Genomic DNA, 23,865 nt, shown 5'->3' on the forward strand with positions numbered 1-23,865 from the left:
CGTAAGCGGAAAGAAGCGTATTAAAGCGGTGAGTCCTGGCTTATTTCATCAAGCGATAAATGGAAGCTTGGTACAAAAACTTGCATGAAGTAATCCATTTCCGGACTGCGTCGGGCATCCAGGGTTTTCTCCAGACGCGATTTTGCCAGCATAAATTCGTTATTTCCGGCAGACAATTCTTCAAGACACTTCAGATATGCACAGAGCGCATCTGCCTGTTTAACGATCAATTTTTCATCAGCGCTGTAATAATGCTCATCGATCAGCTCAGAGAATATATCGCGTAGCTCTTCCGGCACCATCTCGACCAGCTTCTGCTGGGCAATTTTTTCGATGGCTTTATATTCCTGGGCGATTTGCGAGTTGAAGTATTTAACCGGGGTGGGTAAATCACCGGTCAATACTTCCGAGGCATCATGATACATCGCTAACAGCGCGATTCGCTCCGCATTAACCTGGCCGCCGAATTTGCGATTTTTAATCGCCGCCAGTGCATGTGCCACCATGGCAACCTGCAGGCTGTGCTCCGAGACATTCTCGGTACGCACATTGCGCATCAGTGGCCAACGGTTGATTAATTTAAGACGGGAGAGGTGCGCAAAGAAGTGGCTTTGACTCATAGTAAACCTTGTCTGTAACTGCGACGATGAGCCATTGTGCGCAGAGAGTGGGGGAAGATGCAAATCCTCCCCCCGGCGCAATTATTGGTGGTAACCGGATAAGAAGCGGCCAAAACGGGTGATGGACATTTCCAGGTCGTCCATGCGCGGCAGTGTGACGATGCGCACATGATCCGGCCAGGGCCAGTTGAAGGCCGTTCCCTGAACAAGCAGCACTTTTTCCTGTAACAGGAAATCAAGCACCATTTTCTGATCGTCATGAATATTGAAGCGTTTAGCGTCAATCTTCGGGAACATATAAAGTGCTCCCTTTGGTTTCACGCAGGACACGCCCGGGATTTCGTTAATCAGTTCCCACGCGCGATTGCGTTGTTCGTAAAGACGCCCGCCAGGCACGATAAATTCACTGATGCTCTGGTAGCCGCCAAGCGCGGTCTGAATCGCATGCTGTGCGGGGACGTTCGCGCAAAGACGCATAGAGGCCAGCATTTCCAGCCCTTCAATGTAACCTTTGGCGTGTTTTTGCGGTCCGCTCAGTACCATCCAACCCTGACGGAACCCGGCAACGCGGTAGGTCTTGGAAAGACCATTAAAGGTAATGGTAAACACGTCCGGCGCCATCGCAGCAATAGAGTGATGCTCGGCATCGTCATAGAGGATTTTGTCGTAGATCTCGTCGGCGAAAATAATGAGGTTATGCTGTCGTGCAATCTCGACAATTTCCATCAACAACTCTTTCGAATAAACCGCCCCAGTGGGGTTATTCGGGTTAATGATGACGATCCCACGGGTGCGCGGCGTTATTTTCGCGCGGATATCATCAAGATCCGGAAACCAGTCAGAGGATTCATCACACAGATAGTGCACAGCTTTACCGCTCGAAAGCGACACTGCCGCTGTCCATAAAGGATAGTCCGGCGCCGGGACCAGCATTTCGTCCCCGCTGTTCAACAGGGCCTGCATCGATTGGACGATCAGTTCTGAAACGCCATTACCGATATAGATATCTTCAACGGTAACATCGCGCATGCCGCGTGCCTGATAGTGCTGCATAATGGCTTTACGCGCTGAGTACAGCCCTTTTGAGTCACAATAACCTTGCGCGGTTGGCAGGTTTCGAATGACGTCGACCAGAATTTCATCTGGCGCCTCAAAGCCGAAAGGCGCCGGGTTGCCGATGTTTAGTTTAAGAACTTTGTTGCCTTCTTCTTCCAGGCGTTTCGCCTCTTTGAGAACCGGGCCGCGTATGTCATAACAGACGTTATCTAATTTGCTGGATTTTTCGATGGAGGACATGAATCTTTGACCTTTTAGCTGTGAGTGCCACTTCCTGCCGTGGAAGTCAGCACCGAACAATGTACTCCCACGGGCGCAGGTTTTGAAGGGTGGACAGAAGAAGATTTTGCCTTAACCACATCACAATTAACGTTTTTTAAACTACCATTATTGGTTAAATCTCTATATACCAGTGTTAAAGATATTGTTTGTGGTTTATGGTTCTTCTTGTGCTGTTTTTTGGCGATTTTTCTGCTAAAAAAGAAAGGTTATGCAGTGTGCGCAACAATGAAGAAGAATGATTTCCTCTCATAATCATTCTCAGTTCATTGAAATGATAAATGTTGAAAGTAACACACGGCCGAGAAACGGCTAATCTGTGAAGATAATGTTAAGTATTATTAATAGATAAGGTGATTCATTTTTCACGTTTATTTAATATTGCGAATGGAGAGGGTGGACCCTTTTAATATTAATAAAACTAAATCGTTCGCGAGATGATTTTTGGCGATCAGATTAATCGCAATAATGCTTATAAATATAATGGTTTTAGGTTAAAATGATGCCCGGAAATGGTTATGTCAGGAAAGCCATGCTTTCTGTATGGGCTATTTTTTATTATTAGTTAGCTGTTATTACTCGTTTTCTACTCCCGAACGGCCATATGAATTGGCTGTATATGACGTGCTCGCCATGTACGGCTAAGGATGTTGCAAAAAAATGTTTTTTCCTTAAAAGGATTAACAAGTATTCGCATGGTTTATATATTCAATAGGGAAGGGAGTATGCAGAATAAAGATGTTGAGTTTGTCTTGCTCCAGACTGTGAACTAAAAACACCTGAACTTTTTGTCAAGTTGACCAGGGTGATAACTCTGCTGGATGCACATTAAAAAGGGAATTGCTTAAATCTTACGCGCACAGCATAAACCCGGGTAACTCCGAGTGGGGAACCCGTAAGTGAAAAATTATGATAAATGCAAATCGTCCGATACTGAATCTCGACCTCGATCTGCTGAGAACCTTCGTTGCGGTCGCTGATTTGAACACGTTCGCTGCGGCCGCCGCCGCAGTTTGTCGCACCCAGTCAGCGGTAAGTCAGCAAATGCAAAGACTGGAGCAGTTAGTAGGGAAAGAGCTTTTTGCCCGTCATGGTCGAAATAAGCTGTTAACTGAGCACGGCATTCAGTTACTGGGCTATGCAAGAAAGATCTTACGTTTCAATGATGAAGCATGTACATCGTTAATGTTTAGCAATTTACAGGGAGCGTTAACGATCGGCGCTTCGGATGAATCTGCCGACACTATCTTGCCGTTCCTGCTTAATCGTATTAGTTCTGTTTATCCAAAGCTCGCCCTGGATGTGCGTGTCAAACGTAATCCTTTTGCCGGGGATAGACTGAAAGAAGATGATGTCGATCTTGTCGTGACCACTAATCGGCCTGGTGAATACGATTGTCTGACGCTACGGACTTCGCCCACGCACTGGTACTGCTCTGCGGAATTCGTGTTGCAAAAAGGTGAGGCGGTACCATTGGTCCTGTTAGATGAACCAAGCCCTTTTCGCGATATCGTGATTAACACCCTTAATGAGGCGAATATTCCCTGGCGTATTGCTTATGTCGCGTCCACGCTTTCAGCGGTAAAAGCGGCGGTAAAAGCCGGGCTTGGGATCACCGCCCGCCCCGTTGAAATGATGAGTCCTGATTTACGGGTATTGGGTAAATCAGATGGCCTGCCGCTCCTTCCTGAGACTGAATATCTCCTTTGCTATAACCCGCTAAGTCAAAATGAACTGGCGCAGGTGATTTTCGAGGCAATGGAGCACTATCAGAATCCATGGCATTACGGCAGTAGTGCCACCGAAGGAGGAGGGGATTCTCTGGTGATTGAGGGCGATTTTGGGTAACAACGGCATCAAAAACTGGTAACAAAATGTAAGTGTAAAAATAGACCGCTGGCAGCAAAAATGCTGTCATCGGTTTGTTTTTTGCACAATTTAGTGCTTTAGGAAACATAAATGCACTAAATAAGTAAATAAATCAATTTGTTAATTATCCTGCCTGTCATCTCATCCCTTTTGTTCTATAGTTTTTGGTAATGGCTATTCATGTTAAAAAACTAGCCATTTTGTTGCCGTTTTTAGGAATGAATTAACAAAAGCGTGTCTCAGATCAAGAAAATACTCCCATAGAGGGGGAGGAATCCAGGCAAATTCCTGTCAAAATAAGAGGGTAATATTTGTAAAACCTCACAACGGACACGATTCAACACCCTGATTGTTTGCGGGCTTTATTTGAGGTTGAAGAAGAAAACGGCATTAAATGTTAATGAATTGCTGTCGATGTAAACTAATGTGAGGAAGCTTTTGTTAAAGTTGACAAAAGGTTATAGAAAGGAGTAAAAACCCACATCGTTTGACCGACTTTGTCAAATTCGCACTGAACGTGTGGTTTTATTCCTCCCCATGAATCGATGTGGCGCCATCTGCCGAGAAGAGCAGAGGTATTAAGCGCTACCTTTTGAGTTAAGCAATGCGTATGTCAACATCCACTGAAATCATCGCTCATCATTGGGCATTCGCTATCTTTCTTATTGTCGCTATTGGCCTGTGCTGTCTGATGCTCGTCGGTGGCCGGTTCCTCGGTGGTCGGGCGCGTGCAAGACACAAAAACGTCCCGTTCGAGTCCGGTATCGATTCGGTAGGCTCAGCTCGCCTTCGTCTGTCTGCCAAGTTCTACCTGGTGGCCATGTTCTTCGTCATCTTCGACGTTGAAGCGCTCTATTTATATGCATGGTCAACCTCCATTCGTGAGAGTGGTTGGGTTGGTTTTGTCGAAGCTGCAATTTTCATTTTAGTGCTGCTGGCAGGTCTTGTTTACCTGGTGCGTATCGGTGCGCTGGACTGGACGCCTGCGCGTTCACGCCGCGAACGACTCAATCCGGAAACCGACAGCTACACTAATCGTCAACGCTAACCGCGAGGCAATAAGATGGATTATACGCTCACCCGCATAGATCCCAACGGTGAGAATGACCGTTACCCCCTGCAAAAACAGGAGATCGTAACCGACCCTCTTGAGCAGGAAGTGAATAAAACGGTGTTCATGGGCAAACTCCATGACCTGGTTAACTGGGGCCGTAAAAACTCAATCTGGCCTTATAACTTTGGCCTCTCCTGCTGCTACGTTGAGATGGTAACGTCATTCACTGCGGTGCATGACGTTGCGCGTTTCGGGGCTGAGGTGTTACGTGCTTCACCGCGTCAGGCCGACCTGATGGTTATCGCGGGCACGCCGTTCACCAAAATGGCGCCGGTAATCCAGCGTCTGTATGACCAGATGCTTGAGCCAAAATGGGTTATTTCCATGGGCGCATGTGCCAACTCCGGCGGTATGTACGATATTTACTCTGTCGTACAGGGCGTTGATAAATTCATCCCGGTGGACGTATACATCCCCGGCTGCCCGCCGCGTCCGGAAGCCTATATGCAGGCCCTGATGCTGTTGCAGGAATCCATTGGTAAAGAACGCCGCCCGCTGTCGTGGGTTGTTGGCGATCAAGGCGTGTATCGCGCCAATATGCAATCAGAGCGCGAGCGTAAACGCGGCGAACGTATTGCCGTCACGAATCTGCGTACACCTGACGAGATTTAATTTGCGCCTGTAGGTAATGGCAAACACTTCGCATTTTAATAATCAACTAACGCGGAGCCTTACCTGACAGTCACCACGGACCTTTTGCAATGGTGAACAATATGACTGACTTAACTGCGCAAGAAGCCACATGGCAGACCCGCGATCACCTTGATGATCCGGTCATTGGCGAGCTGCGCAACCGTTTTGGGCCGGATGCCTTTACCGTTCAGGCTACCCGCACCGGGGTACCCGTTGTTTGGGTGAAGCGCGAACAGTTACTGGAAGTAGGTGATTTCCTCAAGAAACTGCCAAAACCTTACGTCATGCTGTTTGATTTACACGGCATGGACGAACGTCTCCGTACGCACCGCGCGGGTTTGCCTGCCGCGGATTTTTCCGTTTTCTATCACCTGATTTCCATTGAACGCAATCGCGATATCATGCTCAAGGTGGCGTTATCTGAAAACGATCTGCGTGTACCGACTTTCACCAAACTTTTCCCGAACGCCAACTGGTATGAGCGCGAAACATGGGAAATGTTCGGTATTGATATCGAAGGCCACCCGCACCTGACGCGCATTATGATGCCGCAGACGTGGACAGGCCACCCGCTGCGTAAAGACTATCCGGCGCGTGCGACCGAATTCGATCCGTTTGAGCTGACAAAAGCGAAACAGGATCTGGAGATGGAAGCACTGAAATTCAAACCGGAAGACTGGGGCATGAAGCGTGGTACCGACAATGAGGACTTTATGTTCCTTAACCTCGGTCCGAACCACCCGTCTGCGCACGGTGCATTCCGTATTATCCTCCAGCTTGATGGCGAAGAGATTGTCGACTGCGTACCGGATATCGGTTACCACCACCGTGGTGCCGAGAAGATGGGCGAGCGTCAGTCCTGGCATAGCTACATCCCGTATACCGACCGTATTGAATACCTCGGCGGTTGCGTCAATGAAATGCCGTACGTACTGGCGGTGGAAAAACTGGCGGGTATTACCGTGCCGGACCGCGTGAATGTGATTCGCGTGATGCTCTCCGAGCTGTTCCGTATCAACAGCCACCTGCTGTACATCTCCACGTTCATTCAGGACGTGGGCGCGATGACCCCGGTCTTCTTCGCCTTTACCGATCGTCAGAAAATCTACGATCTGGTGGAAGCGATCACCGGTTTCCGTATGCATCCGGCCTGGTTCCGTATCGGCGGGGTGGCTCACGATCTGCCGCGTGGCTGGGATCGTCTGCTGCGCGAATTCCTCGACTGGATGCCGAAGCGTCTGGCCTCGTACGAGAAAGCCGCGCTGCGTAATACCATTTTGAAAGGTCGTTCTCAGGGTGTGGCTGCCTATGGCGCGAAAGAAGCGCTGGAGTGGGGCACCACGGGCGCAGGTCTGCGCGCCACCGGGATTGACTTCGACGTGCGTAAGGCGCGTCCGTACTCTGGCTATGAAAACTTCGACTTTGAAGTCCCGGTTGGCGGCGGTGTTTCCGACTGCTACACCCGCGTGATGCTGAAAGTGGAAGAGCTGCGTCAGAGTCTGCGCATCCTTGAGCAGTGCCTCAACAATATGCCGGAAGGCCCGTTCAAAGCGGATCACCCGCTGACCACGCCGCCGCCGAAAGAGCGCACGCTGCAACATATCGAAACCCTGATCACCCACTTCCTGCAGGTTTCCTGGGGCCCGGTCATGCCGGCGCAGGAGTCCTTCCAGATGATTGAAGCGACCAAGGGTATTAACAGTTACTACCTGACCAGTGATGGCAGCACCATGAGCTACCGTACTCGTGTACGTACGCCAAGCTTTGCGCACCTGCAGCAGATCCCGTCCGCCATCCGCGGCAGTCTGGTCTCTGACCTGATTGTGTATCTGGGTAGTATCGATTTTGTTATGTCAGATGTGGACCGCTAATTATGCACGAGAATCAATTACCAGAAACCGAGGCTTTTGAGCTGAGTGCGGCAGAGCGTGAAGCTATTGAGCACGAGATGCACCACTACGAAGATCCGCGTGCTGCGTCCATTGAAGCGCTGAAAATCGTTCAGAAACAGCGTGGTTGGGTGCCAGACGGCGCGATTTACGCCATCGCTGATGTGCTGGGTATCCCGGCGAGCGATGTGGAAGGGGTGGCGACATTCTATAGCCAGATCTTCCGCCAGCCGGTGGGCCGTCACGTTATCCGTTATTGCGACAGCGTGGTGTGCCATATCACCGGTTACCAGGGTATTCAGTCTGCGATTGAAAGCCACCTGAAGATCAAGCCGGGCCAGACCACCTTCGACGGTCGCTTTACGCTGCTGCCGACCTGCTGTCTGGGTAACTGCGATAAGGGGCCGAACATGATGATTGATGAGGATACTCATGCGCATCTGACCCCGGAAGGCATTCCCGAATTACTGGAGCGGTATAAATGAAAACCGTTAACCGTACTCCCGAAACGCATCCGCTGACCTGGCGTCTGCGTGATGACAAGCAGCCCGTGTGGCTGGATGAATATCAGAGCAAAAACGGCTATGCCGGTGCGCGTCGCGCGCTGACCGGTATGGCGCCGGATGACATCGTCAATGCGGTCAAAGACTCTGGTCTGAAAGGCCGTGGCGGCGCTGGCTTCTCCACAGGTCTGAAATGGAGCCTGATGCCGAAAGACGAATCCATGAACATCCGTTACCTGCTGTGTAACGCTGATGAAATGGAGCCGGGTACTTACAAAGACCGTTTACTGATGGAGCAACTGCCGCACCTTCTGGTGGAAGGCATGCTCATTTCCGCATTTGCGCTGAAAGCGTACCGTGGCTACATCTTCCTGCGCGGCGAATACATTGAAGCGGCGGTGCATCTGCGCCGTGCGATTGCCGAAGCGACTGAAGCGGGTCTGCTGGGGAAAAACATCCTCGGTTCTGGTTTCGATTTCGAACTGTTCGTGCACACCGGTGCCGGGCGTTATATCTGTGGTGAAGAGACCGCGCTGATTAACTCCCTCGAAGGTCGCCGCGCCAACCCGCGCTCCAAACCGCCATTCCCGGCGAGCTCCGGCGTGTGGGGTAAACCGACCTGCGTAAACAACGTCGAAACCCTGTGTAACGTCCCGGCAATCCTCGCTAACGGCGTTGAGTGGTACCAGAACATTTCGAAGAGCAAAGACGCTGGCACCAAACTGATGGGCTTCTCAGGTCGCGTGAAGAATCCGGGACTGTGGGAGCTGCCGTTTGGCACCACGGCTCGTGAAATCCTTGAGGATTACGCGGGCGGTATGCGTGATGGCCTGAAATTCAAAGCCTGGCAGCCGGGCGGGGCAGGGACTGACTTCCTGACCGAAGCGCACCTCGATCTGCCGATGGAATTCGAAAGCATCGGTAAAGCGGGCAGCCGTCTGGGTACGGCGCTGGCCATGGCGGTAGACCACGAAATTGGTATGGTTTCGCTGGTCCGTAATCTGGAAGAGTTTTTCGCCCGTGAATCCTGCGGCTGGTGTACGCCTTGCCGTGACGGTTTGCCGTGGAGCGTGAAAATTCTGCGCGCGTTAGAGCGCGGCGAAGGCCAGCCTGGGGATATCGAGACACTTGAGCAACTGTGTCGTTTCCTCGGGCCGGGTAAAACCTTCTGCGCGCATGCGCCAGGTGCGGTAGAGCCGCTGCAGAGCGCAATAAAATACTTCCGCGAAGAATTCGAGGCAGGCATTAAGCAACAGTTCAGCAATACCCAGGCTATTCATGGGATTCAGCCGAACCTGCTTAAAACGCGCTGGTGAGTTAAATTTCTAATTTGGAAGCACGCTAATGGCTACGATTCATGTAGACGGCAAAGAATACGAGGTTAACGGAGCGGACAACCTGCTACAGGCATGTCTCTCTATGGGCCTTGATATTCCTTATTTTTGCTGGCATCCGGCGCTGGGAAGCGTGGGTGCGTGCCGCCAGTGTGCGGTGAAGCAATATCAAAACGCGGAAGACACGCGTGGTCGCCTGGTCATGTCCTGTATGACCCCGGCATCCGATGGCACCTTTATTTCTATCGACGATGAAGAAGCGAAGCAGTTCCGTGAAAGCGTTGTAGAGTGGCTGATGACCAACCACCCGCACGACTGTCCGGTCTGTGAAGAGGGCGGCAACTGCCACCTGCAGGATATGACCGTGATGACGGGTCATAGCTTCCGTCGCTACCGTTTCACCAAACGTACGCACCGCAACCAGGACCTGGGGCCGTTCATCTCTCACGAAATGAACCGTTGCATCGCCTGCTATCGCTGCGTGCGTTACTACAAAGACTACGCAGACGGCGCGGATCTTGGCGTTTATGGCGCACACGACAACGTCTACTTTGGTCGCCCGGAAGACGGTACGCTTGAAAGCGAATTCTCCGGTAACCTGGTGGAAATCTGCCCGACTGGTGTCTTCACCGATAAAACCCACTCCGAGCGTTACAACCGTAAGTGGGACATGCAATTTGCACCGAGCATCTGCCAGCAGTGCTCGCTGGGCTGTAACACCAGCCCGGGTGAACGTTACGGTGAACTGCGTCGTATCGAAAACCGCTACAACGGTACCGTTAACCACTACTTCCTCTGCGACCGTGGTCGTTTCGGCTATGGCTATGTCAACCTGAAAGACCGTCCGCGTCAGCCGGTTCAGCGCCGTGGCAATGACCTGATCACCCTTAACGCCGAGCAGGCGATGCAGGGTGCGGCAGATATTCTGCGCCAGTCGAAGAAAGTGATCGGTATCGGCTCGCCGCGCGCCAGTGTCGAAAGCAACTTCGCGCTGCGTGAGTTGGTTGGAGCAGAAAACTTCTATACCGGCATCGCCAGCGGCGAGCAGGAACGTCTGCAATTAATGCTAAAAGTGCTGCGTGAGGGCGGTATTCGTACCCCGGCGCTGCGCGAAATTGAATCTTACGATGCGGTTCTGGTTCTGGGCGAAGACATTACCCAGACGGGCGCACGTGTCGCACTGGCGGTCCGTCAGGCCGTGAAAGGGAAAGCACGTGAGATGGCAGCGGCGCAGAAAGTGGCCGACTGGCAGATTGCGGCGATCCTCAATATTGGCCAGCGCGCTAAACACCCGTTGTTTGTCACCAACGTGGACGATACCCGTCTGGACGATATCGCCGCGTGGACCTACCGCGCACCGGTAGAAGATCAGGCCCGTTTAGGCTTCGCCATCGCTCATGCGCTGGATGACGCTTCTCCGGCGGTCGAGGGGTTAAGCAGCGACTTGCGTGGCAAGGTTGATGTTATCGTTCAGGCGCTGGCTGGCGCCAAAAAACCGCTGATCATCTCCGGTACCAACACTGGCAGCACGGCTGTGATTCAGGCCGCCGCAAACGTGGCGAAGGCGCTGAAAGGCCGCGGTGCCGATGTCGGCATCACCATGATTGCCCGTTCGACCAACAGCGTCGGTCTGGGTCTGATGGGTGGTGGTTCGCTGGATGACGCGTTAACCGAACTGGAAACCGGTGCCGCTGATGCGGTTATCGTGTTGGAAAACGATCTGCACCGTCACGCTGCGGCCAGTCGCGTAAATGCCGCGCTGGATAAAGCGCCGCTGGTGTTGGTTATTGACCATCAGCGCACGGCGATCATGGACCATGCGCATCTGGTGCTGTCTGCGGCGAGCTTCGCGGAAAGCGATGGTACGGTTATCAACAATGAAGGACGCGCGCAGCGCTTCTTCCAGGTGTATGACCCGGCCTACTACGACAGCAAAACGATTATGCTGGAAAGCTGGCGTTGGCTGCACTCCCTGCACAGCACCGTACAGAGCCGTGAAGTGGACTGGACGCAGCTTGACCATGTTATCGACGCTGTGGTTGAAAAAATGCCGCAGTTCGCCGGTATCAAAGACGCTGCACCGGATGCCAGCTTCCGTATCCGTGGTCAGAAACTGGCACGTGAACCGCACCGCTACAGTGGTCGTACGGCCATGCGCGCCAATATCAGCGTTCACGAACCGCGTCAGCCGCAGGATAAAGACACCATGTTCGCTTTCTCAATGGAAGGGAACAACCAGCCGTCCGCACCGCGTTCACAAATTCCGTTCGCATGGGCTCCGGGCTGGAACTCCCCGCAAGCATGGAACAAATTCCAGGCTGAGGTGGGCGGTTCACTGCGCCACGGCGATCCGGGCGTGCGGCTGATCGAAGCCTCGGCGACCGGTCTGGATTACTTCACTTCTGTTCCGGCAGGCTTTGAACCGCAGGACGGTCAGTGGCGTATTGCGCCTTACTACCATCTGTTCGGCAGTGATGAACTGTCTCAGCGTTCTCCGGTCTTCCAGAGCCGTATGCCTGAGCCGTATATCAAACTCAACCCGGCTGACGCCGCGAAGTTGGGTGTGAATGCGGGCGCGCATATTTCGTTCAGCTACGACGGTCAGACGTTAAGCCTGCCGCTGCAGCTTTCCGAAGGGCTGACGGCAGGGCAGGTTGGTTTGCCGATGGGCATGCCGGGCATTGCCCCGGTACTGGCCGGCGCACGTCTTGAAAATCTGCAGGAGGCGCAAGCATGAGTTGGTTAACACCGGATGTTATCGACATTCTGTTAGGTATCATCAAGGCTGTCGTGATCCTGCTGGTGGTTGTCACCTGCGGCGCGCTCATGAGTTTTGGCGAACGTCGTCTGCTGGGGCTGTTCCAGAACCGCTACGGACCGAACCGTGTAGGCTGGGGTGGTTCACTCCAGATCGTCGCGGACATGATCAAGATGTTCTTTAAAGAGGACTGGATCCCGAAATTCACTGACCGGGTTATCTTCACCCTCGCGCCGATGATCGCTTTTACCTCGCTGCTGCTGGCCTTCGCCATTGTCCCGGTGAGTCCTGGCTGGGTGGTAGCGGACCTGAACATCGGGATTTTGTTCTTCCTGATGATGGCAGGTCTTGCGGTCTATGCGGTGCTGTTCGCTGGCTGGTCGAGTAACAACAAATACTCCCTGCTCGGCGCGATGCGTGCTTCTGCGCAGACGCTGAGCTACGAAGTCTTTCTCGGGCTTTCGCTGATGGGCGTGGTGGCACAGGCCGGTTCATTCAACATGACCGACATCGTCAATAACCAGGCTGATATCTGGAACGTTATCCCGCAGTTCTTCGGTTTTATTACCTTCGCTATCGCGGGCGTGGCGGTGTGTCACCGTCACCCGTTTGACCAGCCGGAAGCCGAGCAGGAACTGGCCGATGGTTACCACATTGAATATTCCGGTATGAAGTTCGGTCTGTTCTTTGTGGGGGAATACATCGGTATCGTGACCATCTCTGCACTGATGGTGACGTTATTCTTCGGTGGCTGGCATGGCCCGTTCTTACCGCCATTCATCTGGTTCGCGATTAAAACCGCGTTCTTTATGATGATGTTCATTTTGATTCGCGCAGCGTTACCCCGTCCGCGTTATGACCAGGTAATGTCCTTCGGCTGGAAAGTATGTCTGCCGCTGACGCTTCTCAATCTGTTGGGTACGGCGGCTGTCATTCTCTGGCAAGCGCAATAAGGGGTGAAAAGACCATGACTTTAAAAGAATTACTCGTGGGCTTCGGCACCCAGGTGCGTAGTATCTGGATGATCGGCCTGCATGCGTTTGCGAAACGCGAAACTCGGATGTACCCGGAAGAGCCGGTATATTTGCCGCCGCGCTACCGTGGACGCATCGTCCTGACGCGTGACCCGGACGGCGCCGAGCGCTGTGTTGCCTGTAACCTGTGTGCGGTAGCGTGCCCGGTAGGCTGTATCTCTTTGCAAAAAGCAGAGACGGTAGATGGCCGTTGGTATCCGGAGTTTTTCCGCATTAACTTCTCGCGCTGCATTTTCTGCGGTCTGTGTGAAGAGGCGTGCCCAACCACTGCAATCCAACTAACCCCGGACTTCGAACTGGGTGAGTACAAGCGCCAGGACCTGGTGTACGAAAAAGAGGATCTGCTGATCTCCGGTCCGGGTAAATATCCGGAATATAACTTCTACCGGATGGCAGGTATGGCAATCGACGGAAAAGATAAGGGCGAGGCGCAGAACGAAGCCAAACCTATCGACGTCAAGAGCCTGTTACCGTAAGGAGAGGGGCAATGGAGTTCGCTTTTTATATCTGTGGCCTGGTAGCCATCCTCGCGACACTACGGGTTATTACCCATACTAATCCGGTACATGCGTTGCTGTACCTGATTGTGTCGCTGCTGGCGATTGCAGGTGTCTTCTTCTCGCTTGGCGCCTATTTTGCCGGTGCGCTGGAAATCATCGTTTACGCGGGCGCGATTATGGTGCTGTTCGTGTTTGTGGTGATGATGCTCAATCTGGGCGGCAGCGAAATCGAACAGGAGCGTCAGTGGCTGCGACCGCAAGTGTGGGTTGGCCCGGCACTGTTGTCTGCTGTGCTGCTGGGCGTGATGATTTACGCCATTACTGGCGTTAACGATCAGGGTATTGATGGTACGCCGATCAGCGCCAAAGCGGTGGGTAAGGACCTGTTCGGTGCATATGTGCTGGCGGTTGAACTGGCTTCTATGCTGCTGCTGGCAGGCCTGGTGGTCGCCTTCCATGTCGGTCGTGAAGACCGTATGGGCGAAGTGCTGAGCAATCGGGCGGACGATCGCGCGAAAAGAAAAACGGAGGAGCGCGCATGATCCCTTTACAACATGGACTGATCCTCGCGGCGATATTATTCGTGCTGGGCTTAACTGGTCTGGTGATTCGTCGCAACCTGCTGTTTATGCTGATCGGGCTTGAGATCATGATCAATGCCGCCGCGCTGGCTTTTGTGGTGGCAGGCAGCTACTGGGGGCAGACCGACGGTCAGATAATGTACATCCTCGCCATTAGCCTCGCGGCTGCGGAAGCGAGTATTGGCCTGGCGTTGCTGCTGCAACTCCATCGTCGCCGTCAGAATCTGAATATCGATTCAGTAAGTGAGATGCGTGGATGAACATGCTCGCCTTAACCATTATTTTTCCTCTGATTGGCTTTTTGCTGCTCTCTTTTTCACGTGGGCGCTGGTCGGAAAATCTGTCTGCCACCGTGGGTATCGGCTCTATCGGTTTATCTGCACTGGTAACGGCGATTGTCGGACTGGATTTCATCAATAACGGTCATCAGGGTTTTACCCAACCACTGTGGACGTGGATGTCTGTTGGCAACTTCAACATCAGCTTTAGTCTGGTGCTGGATGGTCTGTCGCTGACCATGCTCTCTGTGGTGACCGGCGTTGGCTTCCTGATCCATATGTTCGCCTCCTGGTATATGCGCGGCGAAGAGGGTTACTCCCGCTTCTTCGCCTATACCAACCTGTTTATCGCCAGCATGGTGATTCTGGTACTGGCGGATAACCTGCTGTTGATGTACCTCGGCTGGGAAGGCGTGGGCCTCTGTTCTTATCTGCTGATCGGCTTCTACTACACCGATCCGAAGAATGGCGCAGCCGCAATGAAAGCGTTTGTCGTAACCCGCGTGGGTGACGTCTTCCTCGCCTTTGCGCTGTTCATTCTTTATAACGAACTGGGCACCCTGAACTTCCGCGAAATGGTTGAACTGGCACCGCAGCATTTCGCCAACGGCAGCACCATGCTGCAGTGGGCGACACTGATGCTGCTGGGTGGTGCGGTCGGTAAATCTGCACAGCTTCCGTTGCAAACGTGGCTGGCTGATGCGATGGCAGGCCCGACGCCTGTCTCCGCGCTGATCCACGCCGCAACGATGGTGACCGCGGGTGTCTACCTGATTGCGCGTACGCATGGCCTGTTCCTGTTAACGCCGGAAATTCTGCATCTGGTGGGGATTGTCGGGGCAGTAACCCTGTTGCTGGCGGGTTTTGCCGCGCTGGTACAGACCGACATCAAACGTGTTCTCGCCTACTCCACCATGAGCCAGATTGGCTATATGTTCCTGGCGCTGGGCGTGCAGGCGTGGGATGCGGCGATTTTCCATCTGATGACGCACGCGTTCTTTAAAGCGCTGCTGTTCCTCTCGTCCGGTTCGGTGATTATGGCCTGCCATCACGAGCAGAACATCTTCAAAATGGGCGGTCTGCGTAAGTCTATTCCGCTGGTTTATGCCTGCTTCCTTGTGGGGGGTGCGGCGCTGTCAGCATTGCCGATGGTGACTGCGGGCTTCTTTAGTAAGGACGAAATTCTTGCGGGTGCCGTGGCTAACGGTCATATCAACCTGATGGTAGCGGGCCTGGTCGGCGCGTTTATGACCTCGCTGTATACGTTCCGTATGATTTTCATCGTCTTCCATGGCAAAGAACAAATTCATGCACATGCAGGGAAGGGGATTACCCATCATCTGCCGCTGATTGTACTGCTGGTATTGTCCACGTTTGTCGGCGCAATGATTGTTCCGCCGCTGCATGGCGTACTGCCGGAAACCACCGAGCTTGAACACGGTAGCGTGGTCATGCTGGAAGTGGCTTCGGGTGTTGTGGCTATCGTCGGGATCCTGCTGGCTGCCTGGCTGTGGCTGGGTAAACGTACCCTGGTGGCATCGATTGCCAACAGCGCACCGGGCCGTCTGCTGGGTACCTGGTGGTACAACGCGTGGGGCTTTGACTGGCTGTACGATCGCGTCTTCGTCAAACCATTCCTCGGTGTGGCATGGCTGTTGAAACGCGATCCACTGAATGCACTGATGAACATTCCGGCGATTCTGTCCCGCTTTGCAGGCAAAGGTCTGCTGCTAAGTGAGAACGGCTATCTGCGCTGGTATGTGGCGTCGATGAGCATCGGTGCAGTGGTGATTCTGGCGTTGCTGATGGTATTGCATTGAGTTTGATTTGAGGTGCGGTTTTACCCGGTGACGCTGCGCTTACCGGGCCTACGAGACCGTAGGTCGGCTAAGCGTTAGCGCCACCCGGCACAAGAAACAGCACCCAATCGTGAATGTTGTCGAATTCGTTGAAAATCGGTCCCTTAGGGACTTTAACAAGGAATAAAAATCGCCATGTTATTACCCTGGCTAATATTAATTCCCTTCATCGGTGGTTTCCTGTGCTGGCAGACCGAACGCTTTGGCGTCCGTGTTCCGCGCTGGATCGCACTGGTCACCATGGGACTGACGCTGGCGCTTGGCCTGCAACTCTGGTTGCAGGGCGGCTATTCACTGACGCAATCCGCTGGCATTCCGCAGTGGCAATCGGAGTTCTTACTCCCCTGGATCCCGCGTTTTGGCATCAATATCCATCTGGCACTGGACGGCCTGTCCCTGCTGATGGTGGTGCTGACCGGTTTTCTCGGCGTACTGGCGGTACTCTGCTCCTGGCGTGAAATCGAAAAATATCAGGGCTTTTTCCACCTGAACCTGATGTGGATCCTGGGCGGCGTTATCGGCGTGTTCCTGGCCATCGACATGTTCCTGTTCTTCTTCTTCTGGGAAATGATGCTGGTGCCGATGTACTTCCTGATAGCACTCTGGGGCCACAAAGCCTCCGACGGGAAGACTCGTATCACCGCCGCGACCAAATTCTTCATCTATACCCAGGCAAGTGGTCTGGTGATGTTGATTGCGATTCTGGCGCTGGTGCTGGTGCATCATAACGCGACGGGCGTCTGGACCTTCGATTATCAGGATCTCCTGAAAACCCCGATGTCGCACGGTGTTGAATACCTGCTGATGCTGGGCTTCTTTATCGCGTTTGCGGTGAAAATGCCGGTGGTTCCGTTGCATGGCTGGCTGCCGGATGCGCACTCCCAGGCACCGACGGCGGGTTCCGTTGACCTGGCGGGCATCTTGCTGAAAACGGCGGCCTACGGTCTGCTGCGCTTCGCACTGCCGCTGTTCCCGAACGCCTCTGCTGAGTTTGCGCCGATTGCTATGTGGCTGGGCGTTATCGGTATCTTCTACGGTGCGTGGATGGCCTTCACGCAGTACGATATCAAGCGTCTGATCGCCTATACCTCCGTGTCCCACATGGGCTTCGTGCTGATTGCCATCTACACCGGCAGCCAACTGGCCTATCAGGGGGCGGTAATCCAGATGATTGCCCACGGTCTTTCCGCCGCCGGTCTTTTCATCCTCTGTGGTCAGTTGTACGAACGCCTGCATACCCGTGATATGCGCATGATGGGCGGTTTGTGGGGCAAAATTAAATGGCTGCCTGCGCTGTCGATGTTCTTTGCAGTTGCCACGCTGGGTATGCCAGGCACCGGTAACTTCGTTGGCGAATTTATGATTTTGTTCGGTAGCTACCAGGTCGTTCCGGTAATTACCGTTATTTCGACCTTCGGTCTGGTGTTTGCGTCTGTTTATTCACTGGCGATGCTGCATCGCGCTTACTTCGGTAAAGCAAAAAGCGAGCTGGCCAGTCAAACGTTACCAGGGATGTCACTGCGCGAGCTGCTGATGATTCTGTCGCTGGTTGTACTTCTGGTACTGCTTGGCTTCTATCCGCAGCCGATTCTGGATACCTCGCATTCCGCGATGAGTAATATCCAGCAGTGGTTTGTTAATTCTGTTTCTACTACAAGGCCGTAAAGCGCTTATGACTTTAACCACACAACACCTGATTGCGCTGCTGCCGCTGCTGATCGTCGGCTTGACGGTGGTGGTTGTGATGCTCTCCATTGCGTGGCGACGCAACCATTTCTTCAATGCCACGCTATCGGTTATTGGTCTGAACGTCGCTCTGCTGTCGCTCTGGTTTGTTGGCCAGGCGGGCGCAATGGACGTGACGCCATTGATGCGCGTAGACGGTTACGCCATGCTGTATACCGGCCTGGTGCTACTGGCGAGCCTCGCAACCTGTACGTTTGCCTATCCCTGGCTTGAAGGCTACAACGACAATAAAGAAGAGTTCTACCTGCTGGTGTTGATCGCCGCGCTGGGCGGAATTCTGCTGGCGAACGCCAACCATATGGCGGCCCTGTTCCTCGGTATCGAGCTTATCTCTTTACCGCTGTTCGGGCTGATTGGTTACGCTTTCCGTCAAAAACGTTCGCTGGAAGCCAGTATCAAGTACACCATTCTGTCTGCCGCAGCCTCTTCTTTCCTGCTGTTCGGTATGGCGCTGGTTTACGCACAGTCCGGCAATCTGTCGTTTGTTGCGCTGGGCAAGAGCATCGCCGGGGACGTACTGCATGAACCGCTGCTGTTAACCGGTCTGGGTCTGATGATTGTTGGCCTTGGCTTTAAACTCTCTCTGGTTCCGTTCCATCTGTGGACGCCGGACGTTTATCAGGGTGCGCCAGCGCCGGTTTCAACCTTCCTGGCAACGGCGAGCAAGATTGCTATCTTTGGCGTCGTGATGCGTCTGTTCCTGTACGCACCGGTAGGCCAAAGTGAAGCCATCCGCGTCGTACTGGGGATTATCGCCTTTGTTTCCATCATCTTCGGTAACCTGATGGCGCTGAGCCAGACCAACATTAAACGTCTGCTTGGTTACTCTTCCATTTCCCATCTGGGTTATCTGCTGGTAGCGCTCATTGCGCTGCAAAGCGGTGAAATGTCGATGGAAACGGTAGGTGTCTACCTGGCGGGTTATCTGTTCAGCAGCCTTGGCGCGTTCGGCGTGGTGAGCCTGATGTCCAGCCCGTATCGTGGCCCGGACGCGGAATCCCTGTTCTCTTATCGCGGCCTGTTCTGGCACCGTCCAATTCTGTCGGCGGTAATGACGGTGATGATGCTGTCGCTGGCGGGTATTCCAATGACACTGGGCTTTATCGGTAAGTTCTACGTGCTGGCAGTGGGCGTACAGGCACACCTGTGGTGGCTGACGGCGGCCGTGGTTCTGGGCTCTGCCATCGGTCTCTACTACTACCTGCGCGTCGCGGTAAGTCTCTATCTGAGTGCGCCGCAACAGCTTAACCGTGATGCGCCGAGTAACTGGCAGTATAGCGCCGGTGGTGTTGTGGTACTGATCTCTGCACTGCTGGTGCTGCTGCTCGGTATCTATCCGCAGCCGCTGATTTCGCTGGTACAACTGGCGAAACCGCTGATGTAATGCCTTTCAGATAATAAAAAACCGCCGATATCGGCGGTTTTTTTATATCTGAAAAAACGTTGTGAATTTATTTTGCCAGCAGTGGCCTGGACATGATTTTTTGTCCACTGACCAGAGGCCCGGTGATATGGCTGGCTGAACGTTCAAGCACTTCCTGAATGACCGACGACAGTTCGTTAATCTCAAACTTCGCCACATAACCATCGGCCTGCACTTTACGCACGTGGTCTTCGTTGGCGCTACCGGATAGCGAGGAGTGAATCACTACCGGAATATGCTTAAGACGTGGGTCGCTCTTGATAAGACGGGTCAGGGTGAAACCGTCCATTTCTGGCATTTCCAGGTCCGTCAGAACCATTGAAATCTTATCGCTGATAGGGACGCCTTCGGCATCGGCCTGCTGGCTGAGCACCTGAATACGCTCCCAGGCATCTTTACCTGTAATGTGCATCGTGTTGGGGATCTGCATCGCCTGCAGACCTTTATCCAGCATTGCGCGCGCCACTTTCGAATCTTCTGCCACAATCGCGACGGCACCGGGTTTGATGTTGAATTTCTTATCCGGAAGATGGTTGCCGTGCAGGTCGTGATCCGCGGGCGAAATATCATAGAGAATCTGCTCAACATCCAGCACCATCGCCAGATTGTTGCTGTCTTTGTCTTCGTCCAGACAGGCAATACTGGTGATGTACTGACCGTTGATGGCCTTCTCTGCCGTATGAACCTGTTTCCAGTCCAGACGAATAATGTTCTCTACCGACTCCACCGCAAACGCCTGTACGCTGCGGGCATATTCAGTAATTAACAAAATATTGAGACCAGTCTCAGGCTTACAGCCAGCAACGGCGGAGAGATCAATCACCGGGATCACCTGATCGCGAATGTTCACCATCCCCATTAACGGCGGTTTCATCCCGGCAGGACGGGTAAACGTTGGCATCGGAACGATTTCGCGCAATTTAAAAACGTTAATGCCGAAAAGTTCTGATTTCTCGTTTTTCATCGAGGCACCAAGACGAAACAGCAACAGCTCAAAACGGTTAGACAGGGTGAGATTCGCCCTGTCATCAATATCTTTCTGGAAATTATCCATGGTGCCCTCAATGTGAAATACCTGCGGTAAGACTGTTATCGGCACCTTGCGGAAAAAGTAGAGTGCGCAATATCACATCACAGCGCAATGGTATAAAAATCTTTTGCGAGGGTGGTTTGTACAAATATTGTCCGGCATTCGTGAAGTAACTGCTGGCTTCCTTCGGCGTCATAGCGGGAACTGAGGTGAGTAATGACGAGCCTGCCCACGCCTGCGTCCCGCGCCAGTTGCGCCGCCTGATACGTTGAGCTGTGTCCACGGCTGTTCGCTTTTTCCTCCATGGCATGCTCCAGCGTGGCCTCATGTACCATCATGTCGACACCCTGCGCCAATTGCAGCGCGGCAGGGCACGGGGCGGTATCACCGAAAATGGCCAGTTTTTTCCCCGGTGTTGCCGGGGCGAGGAAATCCTCACCGCGAATAATGCGGCCATCTGCCAGCGTCACCGCTTCGCCGTTTTTGAGATGCTGGAAAAGCGGGCCGGGCGGTACGCCCTGTGCTATCAATGCCTGGGCATCCAGGGCGCCTGGTTTGTCATGCTCTTCAATACGATAGCCATAACACTCCACCGGATGGTTCAGCGCGAAAGCGGTGACACGGCGTAAACCATCATCCACAACCAGACCCTCGCTAACCTCTTCAATCGTCAGCGGATAGTCGGTCCACGACCCGCTCAGACGCAGGCTGGTCTCCACGAATTCGCGAATCCCTTTCGGTCCATAAATCGTCAGCGGCTGCGCATTGCCCGCCATTGAACGGCTGCAGAGCAGCCCTGGCAGGCCAAAAAGGTGGTCACCATGCAGGTGAGTGATAAAAATACGATCCAGCTTACCGGGATTAAAGGACGTGCGCAGCAGTTGATGCTGTGTCCCTTCGCCGCAGTCAAATAACCACAGGCCAGCCTGCGTTGGGTGCTGCAAATTGAGCAATATCGCGGTCACATTACGCGAGCGGGTTGGCACGCCCGCAGAGGTGCCAAGAAAAATCAGTTCCACAATGCATTACGCCCTTTGCGTTAATGGCAAAGCATTTAGTATAACGAGGTCACACCAAATAAGGAGCACATCATGATTCGCTGGCAGGACCTCCACCACTCTGAATTGACCGTCGCTGATCTTTACGCCCTGCTTAAGCTGCGCTGTGAAGTCTTTATTGTTGAACAAACCTGCCCGTACCTTGATGTCGATGGCGATGACCTGGTTGGTCAAAACCGTCATCTGCTCGGCTGGAAGGAAAATCAGCTGGTGGCGTATGCGAGGATTCTGAAAAGTGAAGACGATCTGGAGCCTGTAGTGATAGGTCGGGTGATTGTCAGTGAGCAGGTTCGCGGTGAAAAATTGGGTTACCAACTGATGGAACGTGCGGTAGCTTCCTGCCAGCAACACTGGCCGCAGCACGCGCTGTATCTGGGGGCGCAGGCCCATCTGCAGCATTTTTATGCCCGCTTTGGTTTTGTTCCGGTGACTGATGTTTATGACGAAGATGGCATTTTACACATCGGTATGGCGCGGGAAGTGCGCCAGGCGTAACCGTCAGTGATTGTCTATAGTTAGCGGACAGGTACATAACATGGAGAAAACCGATGTCTAATCAATTTTATGATTCACGTATCGATGATGACCTGGCCCTGCTGAGCGAGACGCTGGAAGAAGTGTTACGTTCCTCAGGCGACCCTGCTGACCAGAAGTATATTGAGCTTAAAGCACGCGCAGAACAGGCTCTGCATGACGTGAAAAACCGCGTCAGTAGCGCGTCTGATACCTATTACTATAGGGCGAAAAAAGCGGTTTACCGCGCGGATGATTATGTGCACGAAAACCCCTGGCACGGTATTGGCGTAGGTGCCTCTGTCGGTCTTGTCCTGGGCTTGCTGCTGGCCCGTCGTTAATAAAAATCCCCTCCCTCAACGGGGGTACTGCTAATTTTCGCAGTCACCCCGTATACTAAGCGTTTTTGAGCGGGAGGGGATTGCGTGCTTTCGATTTCAGTTGCGCTGGAGCAGTTATGCGAGAAGTTATCCGGCATTGATGCCAACTCACCTGGATTCTACGTTTTCGACGTTGCCTTTGCCCTCAATGACGCTTTCGACCCACTGACTTTTTTAGCCAGCCAGCCCTGTTTCCCCCAATTCTACTGGCAGCAACGTAGCGGTGAAGATGAAGCCGCTGCGCTGGGGCAGGTGCTGCGTTTTCCTTCACTGGCAGAAGCCCGGCATTTCCTCAACGATAATCCCGAACATGACTTGCGTATCTGGGGGCTGAATGCGTTTGACCCTCAACAAGGCGAGCTGTTCCTGCCGCGTCTCGAATGGCGTCGGGAAGGAGGGCGGGCATCCTTACGCCTTATTGTCTTAAATGGCAACGCGCAACAAAACGATGTCGCGCAGGCCCGGTCATTTATTGATGCCCTGGTACGGGCGAAATCGCTGCCAGATGTGCAGATGGAATTGGTCTCGCAGCATCACTTTCCGCAACAATCGGGCTGGGAAGCGCTGGTCACGCAGGCCACGCAGGCGATTACCCGCGGCGAGATGGATAAAGTCGTACTCGCGCGTGCCACGGATTACCATTTCTCCCAACCGGTTAATGCTGCTGCAGTTATGGCGGCGAGCCGTCGTCTTAACCACCATTGCTTTCATTTTTTTATCGCATTCGATCCCCACAATGCGTTTCTGGGGTCATCTCCCGAGCGCCTGTGGCGCAGAAGGGGAACCTCATTGCGTACCGAAGCGCTGGCCGGTACCGTCGCCAATGATACAGACGATACCCGGGCTACTGAGCTTGGCGACTGGTTAATGAATGACGATAAAAACCAGCGCGAGAATATGCTGGTCGTTGAAGATATTTGTCAGAGATTACGGCATGCAACCTCTACGCTGGATGTATTGCCACCGCAAATTGTTCGACTGCGTAAAGTGCAGCATTTGCGACGTTGTATCTGGACCGAGATGCATCATAACGATGATGCACAGTGCTTAACGTTGCTCCAGCCAACGGCGGCGGTAGCCGGGCTCCCCCGCTTGGCGGCGCGTGCGTTTATTACCCAGCATGAACCCTTTGAGCGTGAGTGGTATGCCGGTTCGGCAGGCTATTTGTCACTTAAACAAAGCGAGTTCTGCGTTGCATTACGTTGTGCAAAAATCAGTGGTACAACCGTACGTTTATACGCGGGAGCCGGGATCGTGGCGGGTTCCGACCCGACAATGGAATGGCAGGAAATCGAAAATAAAGCAGCGGGATTGCGTTCGCTCTTGATAATGAAACACGTATAACCGACCCATATCAAAAATCTATTTTTTTCGATTCTTTATACTAAGCCACAATATTGATACTGGA

21 protein-coding genes are annotated in these 23,865 nt (G+C 53.2%); 17 read left to right on the forward strand and 4 right to left on the reverse strand.

Going from position 1 to position 23,865, the window contains the following annotated elements; genetic code table 11:
• Positions 1–20: 20 nt before the first annotated feature.
• Together yfbR and alaA are read right to left on the reverse strand one after the other, a co-directional pair.
• Positions 21–620, reverse strand: coding sequence for a 5'-deoxynucleotidase (yfbR, locus tag C5523_RS08220; RefSeq protein ID WP_079496248.1), 600 nt, complete (start codon positions 618–620; stop codon positions 21–23).
• 81 nt (positions 621–701) lie between these two features.
• A complete protein-coding gene (gene alaA, locus C5523_RS08225) occupies positions 702–1,916 on the reverse strand; it encodes an alanine transaminase AlaA (RefSeq protein ID WP_039079877.1) in 1,215 nt (404 codons plus the stop codon).
• A 948-nt stretch (positions 1,917–2,864) separates the two neighbouring features.
• On the opposite strand from alaA, the gene lrhA reads away from it, so the two are divergent.
• The 14 genes from lrhA to nuoN all read left to right on the forward strand — a co-directional run bounded on the left by lrhA (position 2,865) and on the right by nuoN (position 19,437).
• Positions 2,865–3,803, forward strand: a complete 939-nt coding sequence (gene lrhA, locus C5523_RS08230; RefSeq protein ID WP_039079878.1) for a transcriptional regulator LrhA — start codon at positions 2,865–2,867, stop codon at positions 3,801–3,803.
• A 625-nt stretch (positions 3,804–4,428) separates the two neighbouring features.
• Entirely contained in the window at positions 4,429–4,872 is a 444-nt protein-coding gene (nuoA, locus tag C5523_RS08235) for an NADH-quinone oxidoreductase subunit NuoA (RefSeq protein ID WP_039079879.1), read from the forward strand.
• Positions 4,873–4,887: 15 nt separating this feature from the next.
• Positions 4,888–5,550: an NADH-quinone oxidoreductase subunit NuoB gene (gene nuoB, locus C5523_RS08240; protein WP_039079880.1), complete on the forward strand. Its 663-nt coding sequence runs from the start codon at positions 4,888–4,890 to the stop codon at positions 5,548–5,550.
• An 89-nt stretch (positions 5,551–5,639) separates the two neighbouring features.
• Positions 5,640–7,442, forward strand: coding sequence for an NADH-quinone oxidoreductase subunit C/D (gene nuoC / locus C5523_RS08245; RefSeq protein ID WP_075203679.1), 1,803 nt, complete (start codon positions 5,640–5,642; stop codon positions 7,440–7,442).
• Positions 7,443–7,444: 2 nt separating this feature from the next.
• Entirely contained in the window at positions 7,445–7,945 is a 501-nt protein-coding gene (nuoE, locus tag C5523_RS08250) for an NADH-quinone oxidoreductase subunit NuoE (protein WP_039079881.1), read from the forward strand.
• Complete coding sequence (gene nuoF, locus C5523_RS08255; RefSeq protein WP_039079882.1) at positions 7,942–9,279, forward strand: NADH-quinone oxidoreductase subunit NuoF; 1,338 nt, start codon at positions 7,942–7,944, stop codon at positions 9,277–9,279. Before nuoE ends, nuoF begins: the two co-directional genes overlap by 4 nt.
• Positions 9,280–9,307: 28 nt before the next feature.
• Entirely contained in the window at positions 9,308–12,034 is a 2,727-nt protein-coding gene (gene nuoG, locus C5523_RS08260) for an NADH-quinone oxidoreductase subunit NuoG (protein WP_039079883.1), read from the forward strand.
• Positions 12,031–13,008 carry an NADH-quinone oxidoreductase subunit NuoH gene (gene nuoH, locus C5523_RS08265; RefSeq protein WP_039079884.1) on the forward strand — a complete coding sequence of 326 codons (978 nt, stop codon included), beginning with the start codon at positions 12,031–12,033 and terminating at the stop codon, positions 13,006–13,008. The genes nuoG and nuoH overlap by 4 nt, the downstream gene beginning before the upstream one ends.
• A gap of 14 nt (positions 13,009–13,022) precedes the next feature.
• Positions 13,023–13,565 (forward strand): NADH-quinone oxidoreductase subunit NuoI, encoded by a 543-nt coding sequence (gene nuoI, locus C5523_RS08270; protein ID WP_039079885.1) that lies wholly within the window; start codon positions 13,023–13,025, stop codon positions 13,563–13,565.
• An 11-nt stretch (positions 13,566–13,576) separates the two neighbouring features.
• On the forward strand, positions 13,577–14,131 hold the full coding sequence (nuoJ, locus tag C5523_RS08275) for an NADH-quinone oxidoreductase subunit J (RefSeq protein WP_039079886.1): 555 nt from the start codon (positions 13,577–13,579) through the stop codon (positions 14,129–14,131).
• Entirely contained in the window at positions 14,128–14,430 is a 303-nt protein-coding gene (gene nuoK, locus C5523_RS08280; protein ID WP_004388260.1) for an NADH-quinone oxidoreductase subunit NuoK, read from the forward strand. Before nuoJ ends, nuoK begins: the two co-directional genes overlap by 4 nt.
• On the forward strand, positions 14,427–16,268 hold the full coding sequence (nuoL, locus tag C5523_RS08285) for an NADH-quinone oxidoreductase subunit L (RefSeq protein WP_108700921.1): 1,842 nt from the start codon (positions 14,427–14,429) through the stop codon (positions 16,266–16,268). The genes nuoK and nuoL overlap by 4 nt, the downstream gene beginning before the upstream one ends.
• 174 nt (positions 16,269–16,442) lie before the next feature.
• Positions 16,443–17,972, forward strand: coding sequence for an NADH-quinone oxidoreductase subunit M (nuoM, locus tag C5523_RS08290; RefSeq protein ID WP_039079889.1), 1,530 nt, complete (start codon positions 16,443–16,445; stop codon positions 17,970–17,972).
• A 7-nt stretch (positions 17,973–17,979) separates the two neighbouring features.
• On the forward strand, positions 17,980–19,437 hold the full coding sequence (nuoN, locus tag C5523_RS08295) for an NADH-quinone oxidoreductase subunit NuoN (protein WP_039079890.1): 1,458 nt from the start codon (positions 17,980–17,982) through the stop codon (positions 19,435–19,437).
• Between the two features lie 67 nt (positions 19,438–19,504).
• Here nuoN and C5523_RS08300 read toward each other — a convergent pair whose 3' ends face one another.
• Positions 19,505–20,530 carry a chemotaxis protein gene (locus tag C5523_RS08300; RefSeq protein WP_039079898.1) on the reverse strand — a complete coding sequence of 342 codons (1,026 nt, stop codon included), beginning with the start codon at positions 20,528–20,530 and terminating at the stop codon, positions 19,505–19,507.
• Between the two features lie 77 nt (positions 20,531–20,607).
• A complete protein-coding gene (rbn, locus tag C5523_RS08305) occupies positions 20,608–21,525 on the reverse strand; it encodes a ribonuclease BN (protein ID WP_108700922.1) in 918 nt (305 codons plus the stop codon).
• A gap of 72 nt (positions 21,526–21,597) precedes the next feature.
• On the opposite strand from rbn, the gene C5523_RS08310 reads away from it, so the two are divergent.
• The 3 genes from C5523_RS08310 to menF all read left to right on the forward strand — a co-directional run bounded on the left by C5523_RS08310 (position 21,598) and on the right by menF (position 23,801).
• Positions 21,598–22,059, forward strand: coding sequence for a GNAT family N-acetyltransferase (locus C5523_RS08310; protein WP_039079900.1), 462 nt, complete (start codon positions 21,598–21,600; stop codon positions 22,057–22,059).
• Between the two features lie 53 nt (positions 22,060–22,112).
• On the forward strand, positions 22,113–22,418 hold the full coding sequence (gene elaB / locus C5523_RS08315) for a stress response protein ElaB (protein ID WP_079496251.1): 306 nt from the start codon (positions 22,113–22,115) through the stop codon (positions 22,416–22,418).
• 84 nt (positions 22,419–22,502) lie between these two features.
• The gene (menF, locus tag C5523_RS08320) at positions 22,503–23,801 is read left to right on the forward strand and encodes an isochorismate synthase MenF (RefSeq protein ID WP_108700923.1); all 1,299 of its coding nucleotides are present in this window, start codon (positions 22,503–22,505) and stop codon (positions 23,799–23,801) included.
• The last annotated feature ends 64 nt before the right edge of the window (positions 23,802–23,865 follow it).

Origin of the sequence: Phytobacter sp. SCO41, from assembly GCF_003073275.1 — a bacterium.
Taxonomy (GTDB): domain Bacteria; phylum Pseudomonadota; class Gammaproteobacteria; order Enterobacterales; family Enterobacteriaceae; genus Phytobacter; species Phytobacter diazotrophicus.